The organism is Arenimonas maotaiensis (genome assembly GCF_014638745.1).
GTDB lineage: Bacteria > Pseudomonadota > Gammaproteobacteria > Xanthomonadales > Xanthomonadaceae > Arenimonas > Arenimonas maotaiensis.
Map to the genome: position 1 here is coordinate 352,624 of NZ_BMFO01000002.1, position 21,890 is coordinate 374,513.

Genomic DNA, 21,890 nt, shown 5'->3' on the forward strand with positions numbered 1-21,890 from the left:
GGATTCCCCCGGCGGATGTTGTTTTCTTATTCGCGCAGACGCGCTTTCAACATCGCCAGATTACAGGGCTTGGTGCCGCCGTTCAATTGCTGCCTGAGGATTTGTTCCCAAGCCAGCCGGCAGGCCGAGGTCGAGCCGGGCAGGCAGAACACGAACACGCCGTTGGCCAGCCCGGCCAAGGCCCGGGATTGCAGCGCCGAGGTGCCGATATCGGCGTAACTGAGCTGCCGGAACAGCTCGCCGAAGCCGGGCATCTCCTTGTCCAGCAGCGGCTGCACCGCCTCCGGCGTGCTGTCGCGGCCGGTGAAGCCGGTGCCGCCGGTGCACAGGATGCCGTCCACCGCCGGGTCGGCGATCCACTGCGAGAGCAGGGCGCGCAGCCGGTACTTGTCGTCCGGCAGCAGGCCGCGGGCGTACAGCCGGTGGCCGTCGGCCTGCAGGGCCGCCGCCAGATAATCGCCGGAGGCGTCATCGGCCGCGCTGCGGCTGTCGCTGACGGTCAATACGCACAGGTTCAAGGCCAGGCTCATGCGGCGCCCTCGGTCAGCAGTTTCAGTTCGTCGGCCTGGTTTTCCAGGGTCAGGCGCTCGATCAGTTCGTCGAGGTCGCCGGCCAGGATCTCCGGCAGTTTGTAGAGGGTCAGGCCCTCCACGCGGTGGTCGGTGATGCGGCCCTGCGGGAAGTTGTAGGTGCGGATGCGCTGGCTGCGGTCGCCGCTGCCGACCTGCAGCCGGCGCGATTCGGCCTGCGCCGCGTTCTGCTTGGCGCGCTGCTCGTCGAGCAGGCGGGCCTTCAGCAGGCTCATGGCGCGCGCGCGGTTCTTGTGCTGGCTGCGTTCGTCCTGGCATTCGACCACGATGCCGGTCGGCAGGTGGGTGATACGGATCGCCGAGTCGGTCTTGTTGACGTGCTGGCCGCCGGCGCCGGAGGCGCGGAAGGTATCGGTCTTGATGTCGCCGGGCGCGATGTCGACGTCGGCGATGTCATCCATCTCCGGCAGAATCGCCACGGTCGCCGCCGAGGTATGGATGCGGCCCTGGGTCTCGGTGTCGGGCACGCGTTGCACGCGGTGGGTGCCGGATTCGAACTTGAATTTCGAGAACGCGCCGCGGCCTTCGATGCGCGCGATGATCTCCCGGTAGCCGCCGTGCTCGCCCGGATTGGCCGACAGCACCTCCAGCGGCCAGCGCTTCTTCTCGGCGTAGCGGGCGTACATGCGGAACAGGTCGCCGGCGAACAGGGCGGCTTCGTCGCCGCCGGTGCCGGCGCGGATTTCCAGGAACAGGTTGGCCTCGTCGCGGGCATCGGCCGGAATCAGCAGCAGGCCGAGCCGGTTCTCGAGCGCCTCGATTTCGGTCTTCAGCCGCGGCATCTCTTCGTCCGCCAGCGCGCGCATCTCCGGGTCGTCGCGCCAGCTGTCGGCGTCCTGCAGGTCACGCCGGGCTTGGTTCAGCGCGGCCAAGCCGGCCGCGACCGGATCGAGCCGGGCGTATTCCTGCGACAGCTCGCGGAAGCGGGTGTTGTCCGAAATCACCGTTGCGTCCGACAGCATCCGGCCGACTTCCTCGTGCCGTTCCGCCAAGCTTTCCAGTTTGCGCAGCAGGTTAGGGCTGAGCATCGGTATCCAGCCGGAACAGCTGTTCGGCTGCCTGCAGCAACTGGGTGTCGCCGTCCAAGGCGGCGCGCCGCAAGGCGGCGGTCGGGCCGTGCAGGATGCGGTTGCTGAGTTGGTTGGCGAGCGTCTCCAGCACCGTTTCGGGGTCTTCGCCGCGCGCCAGCGCCTGTTTGGCCTTCACCAGCAAGGCTTCGCGCGCCCCGTCGACGTGGCTGCGCAGCTTCAGCAGACCGCTCTGGTGGTTGAGCGCCTTGAGCTGTGCGAAGAAATGCTCGGCCTGCAGGCTGATCAGGTTCTCGGCCTCGACCGCGGCCTGTTGGCGGAACGCGCGGCTCTCCTCCAGCACGTGGTCCAAGTCGTCCACGGTGTACAGATAGACGTCGTCCAGCGCGGCCACCTCCGGTTCGATGTCGCGCGGCACCGCCAGGTCGATCAGCAGCATCGGCCGGTGCCGGCGCTGCTTCAGCGCCGCGGCCACGTCGGCCGCATGCACCACCGGTACCGGGCTGGCGGTGGCGCTGATCAGGATGTCGGCCTCGGCCATGTGCCGGGCGGCTTCGCTCAGCGGCAGCGCGAAGCCCGAGAAGCGGGTCGCCAGCGCCTGCGCATGTTCCAACGTGCGGTTGGCGATCAGCATGCGCTTGACCTTGGCGTTGGCCAGATGCTGCGCGGCCAGTTCGATGGTCTCGCCGGCGCCGATCAGCATCACGCTGGAGTCGTCGAGCTGGTTGAACAGCTGGCGCGCCAGTTTGACGCTGGCGTAAGCGACCGACACCGGATGCGCGCCGATCCGGGTTTCGGTACGGACGCGCTTGGCGGTGGCGAAGGTGTGCTGGAACAGGCGGTCGAGCGGGCCCTGCACCGCGCCCTGCTGCCGGGCCAGCGACCAAGCCTGCTTCACCTGCCCGAGAATCTGCGGCTCGCCCATGATCAGCGAGTCCAGCCCGGCGGCGACGCGGAACAGGTGCTTGACCGCCGCTTCCTCGCTGTGCCGGTACAGGTAGGCGTCCAGCGCTTCGGGGCGTACGCCGTGGTATTCCGCCAGCCAACGCGCCAGCTGCGGTTCATGTTCGGGCGTTATCTGGCCGTAGATTTCGGTGCGGTTGCAGGTGCTGAGCAGCACCGCCTGTTCCACGCCGGGTACCTGCATCAGCGCCTGCAGCGCGGCCTCCTGTTGGCTTTCGGACACGCTCACGCGTTCGCGCAGGTCGACCGGCGCGGTGTGGTGGTTCAGGCCAAGCACGTGTAAAGGCATGGAGGGACTCTGGCGATGACGGTCTATTTTAGCCTGTGTACACTGTGTTGTATGCGCGCCATCCCGATCTTCGCCTGTCTTGCCCTGCTGTGCGGCCCGTCCGTCGCCGCCGAAACGCCGCCGGTCGAGGCCCTGTTGCACAGCGAATTCCTGTTCCAGGCCGGCCGCTTCGATGAGGCTTTCGGGTACTACCGCGGACGATCGCCGGTTACGATGTCCGAGGCCGAGCGCCGCCGCGGCCGCGAGCTGGCCATCGCCGTGGGCGACACTGATTGGCTGCGCGGACTGCCGCCCGAGCCTGAGGCCGATGCCCAAGCCGATATGCCGGAGCCCGAGCGACTGGCTTGGCAGGGTCTGCTCGATGCCTGCGCCGACCCGGATGCCGAAGCCTGCCGTAGCCGCTTGGCCGCGCTCGATCCGGCCGACTTCGGGGAGCGTTACCGCCGCAGCGCGTTCGATATCGCCCGCCGCAGCGGCGATGCGGCCCAGGAGCTACGCTGGTTGAAGACGTTGCCGCAGGACGGCGGCAGCTATTACCTGCGCATCGTGCTGCTCAGCAAGGCCATGGACGACGCGCAGGCCAAGGCCCTGATGGGGGAAATCGCCGACGATTCCGGCCTGAATCCGTTCCAGCGCGCGGTGCTGCAGGGCTCGCTGTCCGAGTTGCGCCGCGATTGGGCCGGGGCCGAACGCTTCTACCGCGAGGCCTTGATCGAGCCGGTGCCGAGCATGACCGCATTGCGTCTGGCGGTGGTGCTGCTGCGCCAGGACCGGCGCGAGGACGCGTTCGCGCAGCTGCATGCCGTACAAGAAGACGTGCGGTATTCGGATGAACTGCGGCGCGAGGCGTTCCTGACCGAAATCCAGTTCCGCCGCATCCTCGATATCCCGTTCGAGCAGGGGCGCACCACCGAGGCCATCTATCGCCGGGCCCTGTCGATCTGGCCGCAGGCGCACGGGCTACGCTACCGCTTGGCCATGCATCTGTTCGCGCGCGGCCGCAGCCCGGCGGCGATGGCGGAGCTGGAGGCGCTGCTGGTGCAGGCGCCCGGCCACTTCGAGGCGCTGAACGCCTACGGCTACACGTTGGCCAAGGAGCTGGATCGGCCGCGGGTGGCGCTTGCGCCGGTCGAACGGGCGTACCGGTTGGCGCCGGAGCGCGCCGAAATCCTGGACAGCTACGGCTATGTCCTGCACCGTCTGGGCCGGAATCGGGACGCTTTGCCGTCCCTGGAAAAAGCCTGGCGGCTGACGCCCTCGGCGGTGACCGCGGCCCATCTGGCCTTGGTCCATCTGCAGCTCGGCGACGCCGGTCAGGCCCGGAGCTATCTGCAGCAAGGACTGCAGCTGGACGCCGATGAGCCCGAACTGTTGGCGGTCCGGGAGCGTCTGCCGTGATGCGGGCGCTGTGTCTTTGCGCGCTGTTGGCGCTCGGCGCCTGCCGTTCCGTGCCCGAGCGCGACGTTCCGGCACCGTCCACGGCCGAGCGCGAGGCCGTGCTGGCGGCCCGGACGGACTGGGGCTTCAGCGGCCGGGTGGCGTATTCGCAGGCCGGGCAGGGCGGCAGCGCCCGGATCGATTGGCGGCAGACCGGGCCGGTCTCGGAGGTCCGCTTGAGCGGCCCGCTGGCCGCCGGCGGCGTGCGTCTGCGCGTCGAGGACGGGCAGGCGCAGGTATTCGATGCCGCGGGCGACTTGCTCGCCGAGGGCGAGGCCGACGCCGTGTTCGCGCACTGGTTGTCCGTACCTTTGCCGGCACGGGATTTGACTGCCGGGCTGCGCGCGTATTGGCCGGATTCGCCCGAGCGCACCGCGGCGGCCCTGTCCGGTTCGGTCCGCTCGCAGAGCTGGGATTGGCGCTACAGCGCCTGGTGGCCGGGTCCGGTAGTCCTGCCGAGACAGTTGGAAGTGCAGGCCGGCGATGCCCGGCTGCGTGTGGTCATCGAACAATGGCGGGAGGGCGGCGGTGATTGATTCCGATTGGAGCCGATGGCCGGCGCCGGCCAAGCTGAACCTGTTCCTGCGCATCACCGGCCGCCGGGCGGATGGTTACCACGAGCTGCAGACCGTATTCCAGCTGCTCGACTGGGGTGACGACATCCGCATCCGCATTCGTGCCGACGGCGCCGTCGCGCGCCACGGCGAGGCCGGATACGGCGTGCCGGCCGAGCAGGACATCACCGTGCGCGCCGCACGGGCCCTGCAGGCCGCCACCGGCTGCCGCTTGGGCGCCGACATCGCCATCGACAAGCGGATTCCGCTGGGCGGCGGCTTCGGCGGCGGCTCCAGCGACGCCGCCAGCGTGCTGGTGGCGCTCAATCAGCTCTGGCGGGTCGGGCTGGACGAGGACGCCTTGGCCGCGCTGGGTCTGGCCTTGGGCGCGGACGTGCCGGTGTTCGTGCGCGGCCGCAACGCCTGGGCCGAAGGCGTCGGCGAGCGTCTGACGCCGATGGCGCTGCCGCCGGCCTGGTTTTTGCTGATCGATTCCGGCGTGCATGTGCCGACCGCCGAACTTTTTCGTTCGCCGCGATTGACGAGGGACCAAAATCCGGTCAAAATAGCGAGCTACGCAAGTGGTTCGTTGCTCGATAACGCATTTGAGCCGGTCGTGCGCCAGCTGCAACCCCGGGTCGACCGGGTGTTCACGGAGATGGCGCGCTACGGTAAAGTTGCGCTCACCGGCACCGGAGGCGGGTGTTTCCTGCGCTTCGACTCGCAAGAGTCGGCCAGGGAGGCGCAAGCCGGATTGCCCGCGGGCTACCGCTCCTGGGTGGTCGCTTCGGTATCGGAGTCGCCGTTGTTGCGGGCCTTGCGGCAAGCGCAGCGGACAACCACTGCATAAGAAATTGGGGCGTCGCCAAGAGGCCCAAGGCACCGGGTTTTGATCCCGGCATCCGTAGGTTCGAATCCTACCGCCCCAGCCAATTTCTGCACAATGCGTCAAGGGTCCGCGATGAGTAAGCAAAACATGCTCGTATTTTCGGGTAATGCGAACCGGCCCTTGGCGCAAGCCGTCTGCCGAGAGCTAGGCATGCCCATGGGCAAGGCCCTGGTCGGCAAATTCTCGGACGGCGAAGTCCAGGTCGAAATCGAAGAGAACGTCCGCGCCCAGGACGTGTTCGTCATCCAGCCGACCAACGCGCCCTCCGCCGAGCACCTGATGGAATTGCTGGCCTTGATCGACGCGCTCAAGCGCGCCTCGGCCAATTCCGTCACTGCCGTGGTGCCGTATTTCGGCTACGCCCGCCAGGACCGCCGTCCGCGTTCGGCGCGGGTGCCGATCACCGCCAAGGTGGCCGCCAAGATGTTCTCGGTGGTGAACGCCGACCGCGTCATCACCATGGACCTGCATGCCGAGCAGATCCAGGGTTTCTTCGACATGCAGGTCGACAACGTGTACGCCTCGCCGCTGCTGCTCGCCGACATCTGGCGCGCGCACGGCACCGAAAACGTGATCGTGGTTTCGCCGGACGTCGGCGGCGTGGTGCGCGCCCGCGCGATCGCCAAGCGCCTGGACGACGCCGACCTGGCCATCATCGACAAGCGCCGGCCGCGTGCCAACGTGGCCACGGTGATGAACATCATCGGCGACGTCGCCGGCAAGACCTGCGTCATGGTCGACGACATCGTCGACACCGCCGGCACCCTATGCGCCGCCGCCAACGCCCTGAAGGCGCACGGCGCGGTCAAGGTGGTGGCGTACTGCACGCATCCGGTGCTGTCGGGCGCTGCCATCGCCAACGTCACCAATTCGTCGCTCGACGAGCTGGTGGTGACCGACACCATCCCGCTCAGCGACGCGGCCAAGGCCTGCGGCCGCATCCGCCAGCTGAGCGTGGCCGAAGTGCTGGCCGAGACCATCCGCCGCATCGCCTTGGGCGAGTCGGTCAGTTCGCTGTACGTCGATTGATTTTCCGTTTTACGGGTAGGTGCCGGCCGCATGCGGTCGGCAAAAACCCGAAGACGCCCGTTTGGTCGCGAACGGGCGGAACCCGCCGCCGCAAGGCGGTCCATCAGCAAAGGTAACAAACCATGTCCGAACATCAAATCAATGCAAGTGCCCGCAAGGACGAAGGCAAAGGTGCGAGCCGCCGCCTGCGTCACGCCGGCCAAGTGCCCGCCATCGTGTACGGCGGCGCCGCCGCTCCGGAATCGATCCAGATCGAACACAACCCGCTCTGGCACGCCAGCCAGAACGAGTGGTTCTACGCCTCGATCCTGACCCTGAACGTCGACGGCAAGTCCCAGCAGGTCCTGCTGCGCGACATGCAGCGCCACCCGTTCAAGCAGCAGATCATGCACCTGGACTTCCAGCGCGTCGATGAAAACACCGCCATCCGCTTCAACGTGCCGCTGCACTTCCTGAACCAGGAGAAATCCCCGGCCGGCAAGACCGCCGGCGTGATCGTCATGCACGAGCTGAACGAAGTGACCGTGAGCTGCCTGCCGCGCAACCTGCCGGAATTCATCGAAGTCGACCTGTCGGCCCTGACCGCCGGCGATATCGTGCACATGTCGGCCCTGAAGCTGCCGGAAGGCGTCACCATTCCGGCCCTGAAGCTCGGCAAAGAGCACGACCTGGCCGTGGTCATCGCCAAGCACGCCCGTGGCGCGGAAGAAGAAACCGCGGCTCCGGAAGCCGGCGAAGTGCCGTCGACCAAGTCGGCCAAGGCCGCTGCCGCTCCGGCCGCCGCCCCCGCCAAGAAGAAGTAATCCGTACCCGGCCGGATCCGCCCGCGCGGGTCCGGCCGATTTCCGCGTATGGACGCTATCCGTATCTTCGTCGGCTTGGGCAATCCGGGCGCCGAATACACCCGAACCCGGCACAACGCCGGGTTTTGGTTTATTGACGCGTTGGCCGAAGCCCGTGGCGCGTGCTGGGGCCTGGAGAAGAAGCTGCAGGCCGAGACCGCCAAGGTCACCATCGCCGGCCAGGCGGTCCACCTGCTCAAGCCGACCACGTTCATGAACCATTCCGGGCGCGCCGTATCGGCCGCCTTGCAGTACTGGAAAATACAGCCGGAACAATGCCTTATCGCGCATGACGAGCTGGATTTGGCGCCCGGCGTGATGCGCCTGAAGTTCGATGGCGGCCATGGTGGCCAGAATGGCCTGCGCGACACCATCGCCCAGCTCGGACACGGCAGATTCCACCGGTTGCGGGTCGGCATCGGCCATCCCGGCCATAAAGACAAGGTCACGCCCTGGGTGCTCGGGCGCCCGGGTCTGGACGACGGCATTTCCATCCAGCGCGGCATCGAGGCCGCGCTGCAGGTGGTGCCGCTGCTTATCGACGGGCGTTTCAACGACGCCATGAAGCAATTACACACGCCGGCGCCGAAATGACGCGCCGGCCCACAGCACGAGGTTAACACCGGACATGGGCATCAAATGCGGTATCGTCGGCCTGCCGAACGTCGGCAAATCGACCCTTTTCAACGCGCTCACCAAGGCCGGCATCGCCGCCGCCAACTTTCCGTTCTGCACCATCGAGCCGAACACCGGCGTGGTGCCGGTGCCGGATCCGCGTCTGAACCAGCTGGCCGAGATCATCAAGCCGCAGAAGGTCATCCCGACTTCGTTCGAGTTCGTCGACATCGCCGGCCTGGTCGCCGGCGCCTCGAAAGGCGAGGGCCTGGGCAACAAGTTCCTGGCCCACATCCGCGAGGTCGATGCCATCGCGCACGTGGTGCGCTGCTTCGAGCACACCGATATCGTGCACGTGGCCGGCCGGGTCGACCCGATTTCCGACATCGAGACCATCGACACCGAGCTGGCCCTGGCCGACCTGGATTCGGTGGAAAAGGCGCTGAACCGTGCCGAACGCGAGGCCAAGACCGGCAACAAGGACGCCATGGTGCGTAAAGAGGTGCTGGCGCGCCTGCGCGACGGTCTCGACCAAGGCCGCCCGGCCCGCGCCCTGGGTCTGTCGGCCGAGGATAAGGCCCAGGTCCGCGACCTGTTCCTGCTGACCCTGAAGCCGGTGATGTACGTGGCCAACGTGCTCGAGGACGGCTTCACCGGCAACCCGCACCTGGACAAGGTCCGCGCCCGCGCCGAAGGCGAGGGCGCCCAGGTGGTGCCGGTCTGCGCCGCCATCGAGGAGGAGCTGTCGCAGCTGGAAGACGACGAGCGCCTGGAGTTCCTGGCCGATCTGGGCCTCGACGAGCCCGGTTTGAACCGGGTCATCCGCGCCGGTTACGCCCTGCTGGGCATGCAGACCTATTTCACCGCCGGGGTCAAGGAGGTGCGGGCTTGGCAGGTGCACAAGGGCGCCACCGCCCCGCAGGCCGCCGCGGTCATCCACACCGACTTCGAGAAGGGCTTCATCCGCGCCGAAACCATCGCGTTCGACGACTTCATCAAGTACCGGGGCGAGGCCGGGGCCAAGGAAGCCGGGCGTCTACGGCTCGAGGGCAAGGACTATATCGTCCAGGAAGGGGACGTGCTGCACTTCCGTTTCAACGTCTGATTGCATTTAGGCGTTGACAAAGTCCGGGAGTCGGGCGAAAATTACGGGCTCACTTCGGAGGGATACCCAAGCGGCCAACGGGGGCAGACTGTAAATCTGCTGGCTTACGCCTTCGGTGGTTCGAATCCACCTCCCTCCACCAAGTTGCAAGCGTCGCCGGCTTTAGCTTCACGAAGCGGGAGTAGTTCAATGGTAGAACCTCAGCCTTCCAAGCTGATCATGCGGGTTCGATTCCCGTCTCCCGCTCCATTGAACCGACGCCGTTGTAAAGTTTTGAGAGTTTAGTTGCATCGCTCACGTAGCTCAGTCGGTAGAGCACTTCCTTGGTAAGGAAGAGGTCGAAGGTTCGATTCCTTTCGTGAGCACCAGCTGTGAACCGGTCCGGTCCCGGATTGGCCTTTAACCCCCACAAACTGCTTGAGAGATCATCATGGCAAAAGGTAAGTTCGAACGTACCAAGCCCCACGTGAACGTGGGCACCATCGGCCACGTGGACCATGGCAAGACCACTCTGACGGCGGCGCTGACCAAGGTGGGCGCTGAGCGTTTCGGCGGCGAGTTCAAGGCCTATGACGCGATTGACGCGGCGCCGGAAGAGAAGGCTCGCGGCATCACGATTTCGACCGCGCACGTGGAATACGAGTCGCCGACCCGCCACTACGCGCACGTCGACTGCCCGGGCCACGCCGACTACGTGAAGAACATGATCACCGGTGCCGCCCAGATGGACGGCGCGATTCTGGTGTGCTCGGCCGCCGACGGCCCGATGCCGCAGACCCGCGAACACATCCTGTTGGCCCGCCAGGTGGGCGTGCCGTACATCGTGGTCTACCTGAACAAGGCCGACCTGGTGGACGACGCCGAGCTGCTGGAACTGGTCGAGATGGAAGTGCGCGACCTGCTGAGCAAGTACGATTTCCCGGGCGACGACACCCCGATCATCACCGGTTCGGCGCGTTCGGCGCTGGAAGGCGACCAGTCGGACATCGGCGTGCCGTCGATCATCAAGCTGGTTGACGCGCTGGACACCTGGATTCCGGAACCGCAGCGCGACATCGACAAGCCGTTCCTGATGCCGGTGGAAGACGTGTTCTCGATTTCGGGCCGCGGTACCGTGGTGACCGGCCGTATCGAATCGGGCATCATCAAGGTCGGCGACGAAATCGAAATCGTCGGCATCCGTCCGACCCAGAAGACCACCGTGACCGGCGTGGAAATGTTCCGCAAGCTGCTGGACCAGGGTCAGGCGGGCGACAACGCCGGTCTGCTGCTGCGCGGCACCAAGCGTGACGACGTGGAGCGCGGCCAAGTGCTGTGCAAGCCGGGTTCGATCTCGCCGCACACCGACTTCGAAGCCGAAGTGTACGTGCTGAGCAAGGACGAAGGCGGCCGTCACACCCCGTTCTTCAAGGGCTACCGTCCGCAGTTCTACTTCCGCACCACCGACGTGACCGGCGCCTGCCAGTTGCCGGAAGGCGTGGAGATGGTGATGCCGGGCGACAACGTGAAGATGGTGGTGAGCCTGATCGCCCCGATCGCGATGTCGGAAGGCCTGCGCTTCGCGATCCGCGAAGGCGGCCGTACCGTCGGCGCCGGCGTGGTGGCCAAGATCATCAAGTAATCCGTTACGCCCTCAGCCGGCTCCGGCCGGCTGAACACATGCGAAATGAGGACAAGGACGTACCTCGTGTTCGCGCCCAGGACGGGTAAAGATACGGGGTCACGCTGTTGACAGACAGCTTGCGCCCGTATTACAATTTACGGCTCAGTGGATCAGGATAGATCCGCTGAGTTTTTTCTAGGGGGTCGGGACCGTCCGTGTTCCCGTCCCTGTCGCTCTTTATAACTGAAGGAATTCGCCATGGCGGATCAAAAAATCCGAATCCGGCTGAAAGCGTACGATCATCGCCTGATCGACCGTTCGGCCAGCGAGATCGTCGAAACCGCGAAACGTACCGGCGCCCAAGTGCGCGGCCCGATTCCGCTGCCGACCAAGATCGAGCGTTACACCATCCTCGTCTCGCCGCACGTCGACAAAGACGCGCGCGACCAATACGAAACCCGCACCCACAAGCGCGTGCTGGATATCGTTGACCCGAACGACAAGACCGTCGACGCGCTCATGAAGCTCGAGCTCGCCGCCGGCGTCGATGTCCAGATCAAGCTGAGCTGAGGTAGGACATGACCGTCAAATACAATATTGGACTGGTTGGCCGCAAGGCCGGCATGACCCGCGTCTTCACCGACGACGGCCGCTCCGTGCCGGTTACCCTGATCGAAGCCACCCCGAACCGCATCACCCAGATCAAGACCCCGGAAACCGACGGCTACTCCGCCGTGCAGGTGACCGCCGGCGCCAAGCGCGCGTCGCTGATCAGCAAGCCGCTGACCGGCCACTACGCCAAGGCCAAGGTGGAATCCGGCCGCGGTCTGTGGGAATTCCGCGTCGACGCCAAAGACCTGGGCAACTTCGAAGTGGGCGGCGAAATCAAAGCCGACATCTTCGCCGTCGGCCAGATCGTCGACGTTCAGGGCGTGACCAAGGGTAAGGGCTTCCAGGGCACCATCAAGCGCCACAACTTCAAGATGGGCGACGCCACCCACGGTAACTCGCTGTCGCACCGCTCGCCCGGTTCGATCGGCCAGCGCCAGACCCCGGGTCGCGTTTTCCCGGGCAAGAAGATGTCCGGCCACATGGGTGCCGTGAACCAGAGCACGCAGAACCTTGAAGTCATCAAGGTCGATGCCGACCGCGGCCTGATCGCCGTGCGCGGCGCAGTCCCGGGCGCGCCCGGCGGCGACGTCATCGTCCGTCCCGGCACCAAGGGTTGAGGAGCAGATCAATGGAACTCTCAGTATTAGGTAGTGGCCAGGCGCTGTCGGTTTCCGACGCCGTGTTCGGCCGCGAATTCAACCGCGACCTGGTGCACCAAGTCGTCGTTGCCTTCCGCAACGCCGGCCGCGCCGGCACCAAGGCGCAGCTGTCGCGCGCCGAAGTGTCCGGCACCACCAAGAAGTTCAAGAAGCAGAAGGGCGGCGGCGCGCGTCACGGCGACTACCGCGCTCCGATCTTCGTCGGCGGCGGCGTCACCTTCGCCGCGAAGCCGCGCAGCTTCGAGCAGAAGGTCAACAAGAAGATGTACCGCGCCGCCATCAGCGTGATCCTGTCGGAGCTCAACCGCCAGTCGCGTCTGACCGTGGTCGACGCCATCGACGTGTCCGAGCCGAAGACCAAGGCCCTGATTGCCAAGCTGGACGAGCTGAACGCCGGCCGTCCGCTGATCGTGACCGAAAGCGGCTCCGAGAACCTGTATCTGGCCGCCCGCAACATCCCGTACGTCCAGATCCGCGACGTGCAGGGCCTCGATCCGGCCGTGCTGGTCGGTGCCGAGCGCGTGGTCATGACCGCCGACGCCGTCAAGAAAGTAGAGGAGTGGCTGGCATGAGCAACGCCAAACTGCTGCAAGTAATCCGCGCCCCGCGCGTGTCCGAAAAGACCGCCCGGATCCAAGAAGACAACCAGTACGTGTTCGAAGTGGCCCGCGACGCGACCAAGGCCGACGTCAAGTCCGCCGTCGAGTCGTTGTTCAGCGTCACCGTCGAGTCGGTCAACGTGTTGAACGTGAAGGGCAAGAACAAGTCCTTCCGCAACCGTGCCGGCCGCCGCGGCGACTGGCGCAAAGCTTACGTTCGCCTGGCCGAAGGCCAGTCGATCGACGTAATGGCAAAAGCCTGAGGTTGACCCATGGCATTGATGACATTTAAACCGACTTCTCCCGGCCGCCGCACCATGGTGCGCGTGTCCACCGCCGGCCTGCACAAGGGCGGCCCGCTGGAATCGCTGACCGAGAAGAAATCGAAGACCGGCGGCCGCAACAACCACGGCCGCATCACCACCCGCCACATCGGCGGCGGCCACAAGCAGGCCTACCGGATCATCGACTTCAAGCGCGACAAGGAAGGCATCCCCGCCCGCGTCGAACGCATCGAATACGACCCGAACCGCACCGCCCACATCGCGCTGCTGTGCTATGTCGACGGCGAACGCCGTTACATCATCGCGCCGAAGGGTCTGCAGGCCGGCGACCAGCTGATCGCCGGCAAAGACGCCCCGATCAAGGCCGGTAATGCCTTGCCGCTGCGCAACATGCCGATCGGTTCGACCGTGCATTGCATCGAAATGAAGCCGGGCAAGGGCGCCCAGCTGGCCCGCGCCGCAGGCGCCGGCGCCCAGCTGATCACCCGCGAAGGCGGCTACGCCACCCTGCGTCTGCGCTCCGGCGAGATGCGCAAGGTGCCGGTCGACTGCTACGCCACCATCGGTGAAGTCGGCAACGTCGAGCACAGCCTGGAAAAACTGGGTAAAGCCGGTGCCGCCCGCTGGCGTGGCGTCAAGCCGACCGTCCGCGGCGCGGCCATGAACCCGGTCGACCACCCGCACGGCGGTGGTGAGGCGAAAGCCGGTCAGGGTAATCCGCATCCGGTCTCCCCGTGGGGCACTCCGGCCAAGGGTTACAAAACCCGTAAGAACAAGCGCACCCAGAAGTTCATCGTGCGCGATCGCAGAGGTTGATAGGCAATGGCACGTTCATTAAAGAAAGGCCCGTTCGTTGATCACCACCTGATCAAAAAGGTGGAAACCGCGGGCAGCAGCAAGAAGCCGATCAAGACTTGGTCGCGTCGTTCCATGGTCCTCCCCGAAATGGTGGGCTTCACCATCGCCGTGCACAACGGCAAGGTGCACGTCCCCGTTCTGGTGAACGAGAACATGGTTGGTCACAAACTGGGCGAATTCGCGCTGACCCGTACCTTCAAGGGTCACGGCGGCGACAAGAAGTCCGGCAAATAAGGGAAACGAATCATGAAAGCCATTCTCCGTTCCTCCCGCATTTCGCCGCAGAAAGCCCGCCTGGTCGCCGACCAGGTCCGCGGCCTTCCGGTCTCCCGCGCCCTCGACCTGCTGAAGTTCAGCGACAAGAAAGCCGCCCACATCATCTACAAGGTGCTGTGGTCCGCGACCGCCAACGCCGAGAACAATGACGGCGCCGACGTCGACGAACTGAAAGTCGCCACCATCATGGTCGACGAAGGTCCGATCCTGAAACGCTTCATGGCCCGCGCCAAAGGCCGCGGCACTCGCATCTCCAAGCGCACCAGCCACATCACCGTGGTGGTGGGCTCCGGCAAAAAAGGTTAAGGGCAGTCACGATGGGTCATAAAGTTCATCCTACCGGTATCCGCCTCGGCATCGCCAAGGACTGGAATTCCAAATGGTTCGCCAAGAAGGGCGAATACGGCCAGTTCCTGGTCGCCGACCTCAAGGTGCGCGCCATGCTGCGCAAGAAGCTGGCCCAAGCCGGCATCTCCAAGATCACCATCGAGCGTCCGGCCAAGACCGCCCGCGTCACCATCCACACCGCCCGTCCGGGCGTGGTGATCGGCAAGCGCGGCGAGGACATCGAGAAGCTGAAGAAGGAAGTCTCCGACGTGATGGGCGTTCCGGCGCACATCAACGTGGCCGAAGTCCGCAAGCCCGAGCTCGACGCCCAGCTGGTCGCCGAATCGATCGCCCAGCAGCTCGAACGCCGCATCATGTTCCGCCGCGCCATGAAGCGCGCCGTCGGCAACGCGATGCGCCTCGGCGCGCTCGGCATCAAGGTCAACGTCGGCGGCCGTCTGAACGGCGCCGAAATCGCCCGCTCGGAATGGTACCGCGAAGGCCGCGTGCCGCTGCACACCCTGCGCGCCGACATCGACTACGGCACCGCCGAAGCCTCGACCACCTACGGCATCATCGGCGTCAAGGTCTGGATCTACAAGGGCGAAGTGTTCGACTTCAGCCAGGTTGGCCAGGAGAAAGTGGAAGACGCCGCCCCGCAGCGCTCTTCGCGTCCTGCCCGTGAAGCGAGGTAATTGACATGTTGCAACCCAAACGCACGAAATACCGCAAGCAGTTCAAGGGCCGCAACGACGGCCTGAGCTGGAACGCCTCGGCCGTCAGCTTCGGCGAATACGGCCTGAAGGCGACCACCCACGGCGCCCTGACCGCCCGCCAGATCGAAGCCGCCCGCCGTACGGTGAGCCGCTACGTCAAGCGCGGCGGCAAGCTCTGGATCCGCGTGTTCCCGGACAAGCCGATCACCAAGAAGCCGATCGAGGTCCGCATGGGCGCCGGCAAGGGCAACGTCGAGTACTGGGTCGCCCCGATCCAGCCCGGCCGCATGCTGTATGAAATCGAAGGCATCCCCGAAGCCACGGCGCGCGAAGCGTTCCGCCTGGCTGCCGCCAAACTCTCAGTACAGACCACCTTCGTGGTCCGGACGGTGCGCTAATGGAACTCAAAGAACTGCGTCAGAAATCCGCGGCTGACCTCAAGGCCCATCTGCTCGACCTGCACAAGGAGCAATTCTCCCTGCGCATGCAGAAGGCCACCGGCCAGCTCGCCAAAACCCACGACATCAGCCGTGTCCGCCGCGAGATCGCGCGCGTCAACATGCTGCTGGCGAACACCAAGTAAACAGGGCCTTTACCATGACCGAGAAGACTAAGCAGTTGCGCACCGTCGAAGGACGCGTTGTCAGCAACAAAATGAATAAAACGGTAACGGTACTCGTCGAGCGCCAGGTCAAGCATGCCCTTTACGGCAAGTACCTGCGCCGCTCCACCAAGCTGCACGCCCATGACGAGAACAACGCCTGCAACGAAGGCGATCTCGTGCGCGTGGCCGAGTGCCGCCCCATGTCCAAAACCAAGAACTGGCAGGTGGTCGAAGTGATCACCCGTGCCGCCGAATAAGCGAGGAGACCGAGTATGATCCAGGTACAAAGCTACCTCGAAGCCGCCGACAACTCCGGCGCCAAGGAAATGATGTGCATCAAGGTGCTGGGCGGCTCCAAGCGCCGTTACGCCCACATCGGCGACATCATCAAAGTCACCGTCAAGGACGCCATCCCGCGCGGCAAGGTCAAGAAGGGCGAAGTCTACGACGCCGTCGTGGTCCGCACCCGTTCCGGCGTGCGCCGCGGCGACGGCTCGCTGATCCGTTTCGACGGCAACGCGGCCGTGCTGCTGAACAACAAGCAGGAGCCGATCGGCACCCGTATCTTCGGACCCGTGACCCGTGAACTGCGCACCGAGAAGTTCATGAAGATCGTCTCGCTGGCCCCTGAAGTGCTCTGAGCGAAGGAAAGACTATGAACCGTATCCGTAAAGGCGACCAGGTGATCGTGATCGCCGGCGCCGACAAAGGCAAGAAGGGCGAAGTGGTGCGCGTGGCCGGCGACAAGGTCGTCGTGCAGAACGTCCACATCGTCAAGCGCCACACCAAAGCCAACCCGCAGACCGGTCAGGCCGGCGGCATCGTCGAGCGCGAAGCGCCGATCCACATCTCCAACGTCATGCTGCTGAACCCGGTTTCGGGCAAGGGCGACCGCGTTGGTTTCAAAGTGCTCGAGGATGGACGCAAACTGCGTGTGTTCCGCTCGAGCGGTGAGGCGGTCGACGCCTGAGGAATGATGACATGAGCAATACGCGTTTGGAAAAAATGTACAAAGACGTGGTCGTGCCGAAGCTGATCGAGAAGTTCGGCTACAAGAACGTCAACGAAGTGCCGCGCCTGTCCAAGATCACCCTGAACATGGGCGTGGGCGAGGCCGTCGGCAACAAGAAGGTGCTGGAGAACGCCGTGGCCGACATGGCCAAGATCTCGGGCCAGAAGCCGATCGTCACCAACGCCCGCGTCTCGGTGGCCAGCTTCAAGATCCGCGACGGTTGGCCGATCGGCTGCAAGGTCACCCTGCGCCGTGCTAAAATGTTCGAGTTTTTGGACCGGTTCATCAACATCTCGTTGCCGCGCGTGCGCGACTTCCGTGGCGTGAATGGCCGTTCCTTCGATGGCCGTGGCAACTACAACATGGGCATCAAGGAACAGATCATCTTCCCGGAAATCGACTTCGACGCCGTCGACGCGATGCGCGGCATGGATATCGCCGTGACCACCACCGCCAAAACCAACGAAGAAGCCAAGGCGCTGCTCGAAGCCTTCGGTTTCCCCTTCCGCAACTGATCCGAGGCACTCATGGCCAAATCGTCAATGATTAACCGCGACATCAAGCGGAAGAAGCTCGTCGCCAAATACGCCGGCAAGCGCGCCGATCTGAAGAAGATCATCGCCAGCACCACCGCGTCCTACGAAGAGAAGGAAGCGGCGGTCATCAAGCTGCAGAAGCTGCCGCGCGACTCGTCGCCGGCCCGCGTCACCAGCCGCTGCGAACTGACCGGCCGCCCGCGCGGCGTGTACAACAAGTTCGGCCTCGGCCGCAACAAACTGCGCGAAGCCACCATGCGTGGCGACGTCCCCGGCCTGCGCAAGGCCAGCTGGTAATCGCAATCGAAAGATCGCGGATATCGATGCTTTAATTCACAAGGATACATCCAATGAGCATGACTGATCCAATCGCCGACATGCTGGTGCGCATCAAGAACGCGCTGGCCGTCGGCAAACCCCAGGTTTCGATGCCTGCCTCGAAAATGAAGCTCGCCATCGCCGACGTCCTCAAGGCCGAAGGCTACATCGGCGACTTCCGGGTGACCGGCGAGAAAGCCGCCGCCAAGCTCGAAATCGCGCTGAAATACTACGAAGGCCGTCCGGTCATCGAGCGCCTCGAGCGCGTTTCCCGCTCGGGCCTGCGCCAGTACCGCGGCAAGGAAGACCTGCCGAACGTGCTCGGCGGTCTCGGCGTCGCCATCATTTCCACCTCGAAAGGTCTGATGACCGATCGCCAGGCCCGCAGCGCGGGCGTCGGCGGCGAAGTCATCTGCCTCGTGGCCTAAGGAGAACGCACCATGTCCCGCGTCGCCAAAAAGCCGATTACCCTCGCCAAGGGCGTTGAACTCAACGTCGCCGACGGCAAGATCACCCTGAAGGGCCCGAAAGGCACCCTGAGCATCGCCAAGCCGGACAACGTCGGCGTCGCCGTCGAGAACGGCCAGGCCCTGCTGACCCCGGCCAACGATGAAAGCATCGCCCTGACCGGCACCCTGCGCGCCATCCTGTCCAACATGGCCACCGGCGTGTCGGAAGGCTTCACCCGCAAGCTGGAGCTGGTCGGCGTGGGTTACCGCGCCGCCGTCGAAGGCAACAACTTGAACCTGAGCCTGGGCTTCTCGCATCCGGTCGTGTTCACCGCGCCGGCCGGCATCACCATCAGCACCCCGTCGCAGACCGAAATCCTGATTTCGGGCGCCGACAAGCAGCTGATCGGCGAAGTCGCCGCCAAGATCCGCGCTTACCGCAAACCCGAACCGTACAAGGGCAAGGGCATCCGGTACGCCGGCGAGAAAATCATTATGAAGGAAGCCAAGAAGGCCTAATCGGGCTCTTCCGCATCCTCGAGGTCATTACCATGAAAAAGAACATCGCCCGCCTGCGCCGCGCCAAAACCACCCGTTCCCACATCCGCGACCTGGGTGTGGCCCGTCTGTCGGTCCTGCGTTCCGGACAGCACATCTACGCCCAGGTGTTCACCGCCGACGGCTCCAAGGTGCTGGCTTCGGCCTCGACCGTGCAGTCCGACGTCAAGGACGGCCTGGCCAGCTGCAAGAACAAGGACGCCGCGGCCAAGGTCGGCCGCGCGATCGCCGAGAAGGCCCGTGCCGCCGGCGTGGAACGCGTCGCGTTCGACCGTTCCGGTTACCGCTACCACGGCCGCATCAAGGCCTTGGCCGAAGCGGCCCGCGAAGGCGGCCTACAATTCTAAGCAGTATCCGGCGGCGGCGCGAGCCGCCGCCACGTCACATACAACTCTAAGCGGCCAAGCCGTACAATCTACACACTGATTAGGAGCTCACATGAGCAGCAACGAACGCGATCGCAATCGCAACAACGAGAACGACGACGGCTTCATCGAGAAGCTGGTCGCCGTCAACCGGGTGTCCAAGACCGTCAAGGGCGGCCGCCAGTTCACCTTCACCGCGCTGACCGTGGTCGGCGACGGCGCCGGCAAGATCGGTTTCGGTTACGGCAAGGCCCGTGAAGTCCCGGTCGCCATCCAGAAGTCGATGGACCAAGCCCGCAAGACCATGATCAGCGTCGACCTGAACCAGGGCACCCTGTGGCACCCGGTCAAGTCCGGCCACGGCGCGGCCCGCGTGTTCATGCAGCCGGCCTCCGAAGGTACCGGCGTGATCGCCGGCGGCGCCATGCGCGCCGTGTTCGAAGCGGTCGGCGTGAAGGACGTGCTGGCCAAGGCCATCGGTTCCCGCAACCCGATCAACCTGGTTCGCGCCACCGTCAAAGGCCTGACCTCCATCCAGTCGCCGGCCCGCATCGCGGCCAAGCGCGGCAAGAAAGTCGAGGAGATCGTCTAATGTCCGAGAAAACCGTCAAAGTCCGCCTGGTCAAAGGCCTGCGCGGCTGCCAGCAGCGCCACCGTCTGTCGGTCAAGGCGCTGGGCCTGAACAAGCTCAACGACGTCCGTGAACTGAAGGATTCCCCCTCGGTGCGCGGCCTGATCAATCAGCTGCACTACCTCGTCCGCGTCGAATCGTAATCGGGCCTAGGAGAAACAATATGCAATTGAACACCCTGTCTCCCGCACCGGGCGCCCGTAAAGAACGCGTCCGCGTCGGTCGCGGCATCGGCTCCGGCCTCGGCAAGACCGCCGGCCGCGGCCATAAAGGTTCCTACGCCCGCACCGGTAAAGGCAAGATCAAGCCGGGTTTCGAAGGCGGCCAGATGCCGCTCAAGAAGCGCCTGCCGAAGGTCGGCTTCCGCTCCAAGCTGAAGAACGACACCGCCGAAGTGCTGCTGTACCAGCTGGACAAGCTGGACGTCGCCGAAGTCGATTTCGCCGTGCTGCGCGCCGCCAAGCTGGTGCCGGCCAAGGCCAAGCAGGCCAAGATCGTCAAGAAGGGCGAAGTCAGCAAGAAGTTCGTGCTGAAAGGCATCCTGGCCACCGAAGGCGCCAAAGCCGCCATCGAAGCCGCCGGCGGTTCGGTAACGGAGTAATCCCTTGTCCCAAGCAAGTTCGGCGGCATCCCTGTTCGGCGGTCTCGGTAAATTCACCGAGCTCCGCCAGCGTCTCCTGTTCGTGGTCCTGGCGCTGATCGTATTCCGGATCGGCAGCTACATCCCGGTACCGGGCGTCAACCCGCAGGCCATGCTAGCCTTGATGGAAGCGCAGCAGGGCACCATCGTGGACATGTTCAACATGTTCTCGGGCGGCGCCTTGCACCGTTTCAGCCTGCTTGCGCTGAACGTGGTGCCGTACATCTCGGCCTCCATCATCGTGCAGTTGATGGGCCAGATGTACGAGCCTTGGAAGGCGCTGAAGAAGGAAGGCGAGGCCGGCCGGCGCAAGCTGACCCAGTATTCGCGTGTCGGCGCCATCCCGCTGGCCATCTTCCAGAGCTTCGGCATCGTGAGCTGGCTGCAGGCGCAACCGGGCGCGGTATATACCCCAGGCCTGAGTTTCACCATCACCGCCGTGGTCTCGCTGACCGCCGGCACCCTGTTCCTGATGTGGCTGGGCGAGCAGATCACCGAGCGCGGCATCGGCAACGGCGTGTCGCTGATCATTTTCGCCGGCATCGTGGCCGGCCTGCCGTCAGCCGTCATCGGCACCCTGCAGCAGGTCTCCAGCGGCGACATCAGCGTGTTCTCGATTTTCGTGATCATCGCGCTGGTGCTGGGCGTCACCTATTTCGTGGTGTTCATGGAGCGCGGCCAACGCCGCATCACCGTGAACTACGCCCGCCGCCAAGGCGGTCGTCAGGCCTACATGAACCAGAGCTCGCATCTGCCGTTGAAGCTGAACATGTCCGGTGTGATTCCGGCCATCTTCGCCTCCAGCCTGATTCTCTTCCCGGCCACCATTTCGACCTGGATGAGCGCCGATTCGGCCCAGGCCGAGGGCTGGCGCGGCGCATTGTTCCGCGGCCTGCAGTCGATTTCGCAGGCGCTGGCGCCCAACGAGCCGCTGCATATGCTATTATACGGCGCCTTGATTCTCGGCTTCGCCTTCTTCTACACCGCCCTGGTGTTCAACTCCCAGGAAACCGCGGATAACCTGAAGAAGTCGGGCGCCCTGGTTCCGGGCATCCGTCCCGGCAAGGCCACCGCCGATTACATCGACGGCGTGCTGACCCGTTTGACCCTGATCGGCGGCCTGTATCTGGTGCTGGTCTGCCTGACTCCGGAGCTGATGCGCGCCGGATTCAACGTGCCTTTCGCTTTCGGCGGCACGTCCCTTCTCATCGTGGTGGTTGTGGTGATGGACTTCACGGCGCAGATCCAGGCGCACCTGGTGTCCCATCAGTACGAAGGCCTGATGAAGAAGGCCAACTTGAAGAGCGGCTCGCGCGGCAGCTTCGCGCGCGGGTAAGCGATTGTATGCCCTGCGCTGGAGTAGCGCGGGGCGGGTGCCCGGAAGGGCGTCCGGCATGAGCTTGTCGCTGGAGCATGGGCACACTCCCCATGCCGGAGTTCGGACGGCCTCGGCCGCCCGGGCTTTCATTTAACCCGAAGCCCTGTTATAATTTTCGATTCCC

33 protein-coding genes and 4 tRNA genes are annotated in these 21,890 nt (G+C 64.9%); 34 read left to right on the forward strand and 3 right to left on the reverse strand.

The window, feature by feature from the left end; all coding sequences use genetic code 11:
• Positions 1 to 26: 26 nt before the first annotated feature.
• From moaB to hemA, 3 genes are read right to left on the reverse strand one after another with little or no spacing between them, the layout of a single operon-like run.
• Entirely contained in the window at positions 27 to 530 is a 504-nt protein-coding gene (gene moaB / locus IEV56_RS05640) for a molybdenum cofactor biosynthesis protein B (protein ID WP_188448649.1), read from the reverse strand.
• A complete protein-coding gene (gene prfA / locus IEV56_RS05645; RefSeq protein WP_188448651.1) occupies positions 527 to 1,618 on the reverse strand; it encodes a peptide chain release factor 1 in 1,092 nt (363 codons plus the stop codon). The genes moaB and prfA overlap by 4 nt, the downstream gene beginning before the upstream one ends.
• Positions 1,605 to 2,870 (reverse strand): glutamyl-tRNA reductase, encoded by a 1,266-nt coding sequence (hemA, locus tag IEV56_RS05650; RefSeq protein ID WP_188448653.1) that lies wholly within the window; start codon positions 2,868 to 2,870, stop codon positions 1,605 to 1,607. The genes prfA and hemA overlap by 14 nt, the downstream gene beginning before the upstream one ends.
• A 51-nt stretch (positions 2,871 to 2,921) precedes the next feature.
• Here hemA and IEV56_RS05655 point away from each other — a divergent pair, with 51 nt between their 5' ends.
• From IEV56_RS05655 to secY, 34 genes are all read left to right on the forward strand, one after another.
• Positions 2,922 to 4,268, forward strand: a complete 1,347-nt coding sequence (locus IEV56_RS05655; RefSeq protein ID WP_188448655.1) for a tetratricopeptide repeat protein — start codon at positions 2,922 to 2,924, stop codon at positions 4,266 to 4,268.
• Positions 4,268 to 4,843 carry an outer membrane lipoprotein LolB gene (locus IEV56_RS05660; RefSeq protein WP_229730211.1) on the forward strand — a complete coding sequence of 192 codons (576 nt, stop codon included), beginning with the start codon at positions 4,268 to 4,270 and terminating at the stop codon, positions 4,841 to 4,843. Before IEV56_RS05655 ends, IEV56_RS05660 begins: the two co-directional genes overlap by 1 nt.
• Complete coding sequence (gene ispE / locus IEV56_RS05665) at positions 4,791 to 5,711, forward strand: 4-(cytidine 5'-diphospho)-2-C-methyl-D-erythritol kinase (RefSeq protein WP_188448659.1); 921 nt, start codon at positions 4,791 to 4,793, stop codon at positions 5,709 to 5,711. The genes IEV56_RS05660 and ispE overlap by 53 nt, the downstream gene beginning before the upstream one ends.
• Positions 5,712 to 5,716: 5 nt before the next feature.
• Positions 5,717 to 5,793, forward strand: a tRNA-Gln gene (locus IEV56_RS05670).
• 29 nt (positions 5,794 to 5,822) lie between these two features.
• Entirely contained in the window at positions 5,823 to 6,779 is a 957-nt protein-coding gene (locus tag IEV56_RS05675) for a ribose-phosphate diphosphokinase (protein WP_188448661.1), read from the forward strand.
• Between the two features lie 122 nt (positions 6,780 to 6,901).
• Complete coding sequence (locus IEV56_RS05680) at positions 6,902 to 7,582, forward strand: 50S ribosomal protein L25/general stress protein Ctc (protein WP_188448663.1); 681 nt, start codon at positions 6,902 to 6,904, stop codon at positions 7,580 to 7,582.
• A gap of 48 nt (positions 7,583 to 7,630) precedes the next feature.
• A complete protein-coding gene (gene pth / locus IEV56_RS05685) occupies positions 7,631 to 8,215 on the forward strand; it encodes an aminoacyl-tRNA hydrolase (RefSeq protein ID WP_188448665.1) in 585 nt (194 codons plus the stop codon).
• A gap of 34 nt (positions 8,216 to 8,249) precedes the next feature.
• Positions 8,250 to 9,341, forward strand: a complete 1,092-nt coding sequence (ychF, locus tag IEV56_RS05690) for a redox-regulated ATPase YchF (protein WP_188448667.1) — start codon at positions 8,250 to 8,252, stop codon at positions 9,339 to 9,341.
• Positions 9,342 to 9,397: 56 nt separating this feature from the next.
• Positions 9,398 to 9,483 (forward strand) — tRNA-Tyr (locus IEV56_RS05695).
• Positions 9,484 to 9,516: 33 nt separating this feature from the next.
• Positions 9,517 to 9,590 (forward strand) — tRNA-Gly (locus IEV56_RS05700).
• Between the two features lie 43 nt (positions 9,591 to 9,633).
• Positions 9,634 to 9,709: transfer RNA gene (locus IEV56_RS05705), tRNA-Thr, on the forward strand.
• A 62-nt stretch (positions 9,710 to 9,771) separates the two neighbouring features.
• Entirely contained in the window at positions 9,772 to 10,962 is a 1,191-nt protein-coding gene (tuf, locus tag IEV56_RS05710) for an elongation factor Tu (protein ID WP_188448669.1), read from the forward strand.
• Positions 10,963 to 11,202: 240 nt separating this feature from the next.
• Positions 11,203 to 11,514, forward strand: coding sequence for a 30S ribosomal protein S10 (rpsJ, locus tag IEV56_RS05715; RefSeq protein WP_188448671.1), 312 nt, complete (start codon positions 11,203 to 11,205; stop codon positions 11,512 to 11,514).
• A gap of 8 nt (positions 11,515 to 11,522) precedes the next feature.
• Entirely contained in the window at positions 11,523 to 12,173 is a 651-nt protein-coding gene (gene rplC / locus IEV56_RS05720) for a 50S ribosomal protein L3 (RefSeq protein WP_188448673.1), read from the forward strand.
• A gap of 11 nt (positions 12,174 to 12,184) precedes the next feature.
• Positions 12,185 to 12,787: a 50S ribosomal protein L4 gene (rplD, locus tag IEV56_RS05725; RefSeq protein ID WP_188448675.1), complete on the forward strand. Its 603-nt coding sequence runs from the start codon at positions 12,185 to 12,187 to the stop codon at positions 12,785 to 12,787.
• A complete protein-coding gene (rplW, locus tag IEV56_RS05730) occupies positions 12,784 to 13,077 on the forward strand; it encodes a 50S ribosomal protein L23 (RefSeq protein ID WP_188448677.1) in 294 nt (97 codons plus the stop codon). Before rplD ends, rplW begins: the two co-directional genes overlap by 4 nt.
• A gap of 9 nt (positions 13,078 to 13,086) precedes the next feature.
• Entirely contained in the window at positions 13,087 to 13,914 is an 828-nt protein-coding gene (gene rplB, locus IEV56_RS05735; RefSeq protein ID WP_188448680.1) for a 50S ribosomal protein L2, read from the forward strand.
• A gap of 6 nt (positions 13,915 to 13,920) precedes the next feature.
• Positions 13,921 to 14,190, forward strand: coding sequence for a 30S ribosomal protein S19 (gene rpsS, locus IEV56_RS05740; RefSeq protein WP_188448682.1), 270 nt, complete (start codon positions 13,921 to 13,923; stop codon positions 14,188 to 14,190).
• A 12-nt stretch (positions 14,191 to 14,202) separates the two neighbouring features.
• On the forward strand, positions 14,203 to 14,538 hold the full coding sequence (gene rplV / locus IEV56_RS05745) for a 50S ribosomal protein L22 (protein ID WP_188448684.1): 336 nt from the start codon (positions 14,203 to 14,205) through the stop codon (positions 14,536 to 14,538).
• 11 nt (positions 14,539 to 14,549) lie between these two features.
• Complete coding sequence (gene rpsC, locus IEV56_RS05750) at positions 14,550 to 15,254, forward strand: 30S ribosomal protein S3 (protein ID WP_188448686.1); 705 nt, start codon at positions 14,550 to 14,552, stop codon at positions 15,252 to 15,254.
• A 5-nt stretch (positions 15,255 to 15,259) separates the two neighbouring features.
• On the forward strand, positions 15,260 to 15,673 hold the full coding sequence (rplP, locus tag IEV56_RS05755) for a 50S ribosomal protein L16 (RefSeq protein ID WP_188448688.1): 414 nt from the start codon (positions 15,260 to 15,262) through the stop codon (positions 15,671 to 15,673).
• Entirely contained in the window at positions 15,673 to 15,858 is a 186-nt protein-coding gene (rpmC, locus tag IEV56_RS05760; protein WP_188448690.1) for a 50S ribosomal protein L29, read from the forward strand. The genes rplP and rpmC overlap by 1 nt, the downstream gene beginning before the upstream one ends.
• A gap of 14 nt (positions 15,859 to 15,872) precedes the next feature.
• Positions 15,873 to 16,136: a 30S ribosomal protein S17 gene (gene rpsQ / locus IEV56_RS05765; protein WP_188448693.1), complete on the forward strand. Its 264-nt coding sequence runs from the start codon at positions 15,873 to 15,875 to the stop codon at positions 16,134 to 16,136.
• Between the two features lie 15 nt (positions 16,137 to 16,151).
• On the forward strand, positions 16,152 to 16,520 hold the full coding sequence (gene rplN / locus IEV56_RS05770) for a 50S ribosomal protein L14 (RefSeq protein WP_188448695.1): 369 nt from the start codon (positions 16,152 to 16,154) through the stop codon (positions 16,518 to 16,520).
• Positions 16,521 to 16,534: 14 nt separating this feature from the next.
• A complete protein-coding gene (gene rplX / locus IEV56_RS05775) occupies positions 16,535 to 16,849 on the forward strand; it encodes a 50S ribosomal protein L24 (RefSeq protein WP_188448697.1) in 315 nt (104 codons plus the stop codon).
• A gap of 11 nt (positions 16,850 to 16,860) precedes the next feature.
• The gene (rplE, locus tag IEV56_RS05780) at positions 16,861 to 17,406 is read left to right on the forward strand and encodes a 50S ribosomal protein L5 (protein ID WP_188448699.1); all 546 of its coding nucleotides are present in this window, start codon (positions 16,861 to 16,863) and stop codon (positions 17,404 to 17,406) included.
• A 12-nt stretch (positions 17,407 to 17,418) separates the two neighbouring features.
• Complete coding sequence (gene rpsN / locus IEV56_RS05785; protein WP_188448701.1) at positions 17,419 to 17,724, forward strand: 30S ribosomal protein S14; 306 nt, start codon at positions 17,419 to 17,421, stop codon at positions 17,722 to 17,724.
• A gap of 53 nt (positions 17,725 to 17,777) precedes the next feature.
• Positions 17,778 to 18,173 carry a 30S ribosomal protein S8 gene (gene rpsH / locus IEV56_RS05790; RefSeq protein ID WP_188448703.1) on the forward strand — a complete coding sequence of 132 codons (396 nt, stop codon included), beginning with the start codon at positions 17,778 to 17,780 and terminating at the stop codon, positions 18,171 to 18,173.
• Between the two features lie 12 nt (positions 18,174 to 18,185).
• The gene (rplF, locus tag IEV56_RS05795; protein WP_188448705.1) at positions 18,186 to 18,713 is read left to right on the forward strand and encodes a 50S ribosomal protein L6; all 528 of its coding nucleotides are present in this window, start codon (positions 18,186 to 18,188) and stop codon (positions 18,711 to 18,713) included.
• 26 nt (positions 18,714 to 18,739) lie between these two features.
• Positions 18,740 to 19,099, forward strand: a complete 360-nt coding sequence (gene rplR, locus IEV56_RS05800) for a 50S ribosomal protein L18 (protein WP_188449359.1) — start codon at positions 18,740 to 18,742, stop codon at positions 19,097 to 19,099.
• Between the two features lie 91 nt (positions 19,100 to 19,190).
• Positions 19,191 to 19,709: a 30S ribosomal protein S5 gene (gene rpsE, locus IEV56_RS05805; protein ID WP_188448708.1), complete on the forward strand. Its 519-nt coding sequence runs from the start codon at positions 19,191 to 19,193 to the stop codon at positions 19,707 to 19,709.
• Positions 19,709 to 19,891 (forward strand): 50S ribosomal protein L30, encoded by a 183-nt coding sequence (gene rpmD / locus IEV56_RS05810; protein ID WP_188448710.1) that lies wholly within the window; start codon positions 19,709 to 19,711, stop codon positions 19,889 to 19,891. Before rpsE ends, rpmD begins: the two co-directional genes overlap by 1 nt.
• 20 nt (positions 19,892 to 19,911) lie before the next feature.
• Positions 19,912 to 20,349, forward strand: coding sequence for a 50S ribosomal protein L15 (rplO, locus tag IEV56_RS05815; RefSeq protein WP_188448712.1), 438 nt, complete (start codon positions 19,912 to 19,914; stop codon positions 20,347 to 20,349).
• Positions 20,350 to 20,353: 4 nt separating this feature from the next.
• Positions 20,354 to 21,724, forward strand: a complete 1,371-nt coding sequence (secY, locus tag IEV56_RS05820) for a preprotein translocase subunit SecY (protein ID WP_188448715.1) — start codon at positions 20,354 to 20,356, stop codon at positions 21,722 to 21,724.
• Positions 21,725 to 21,890 lie beyond the last annotated feature (166 nt).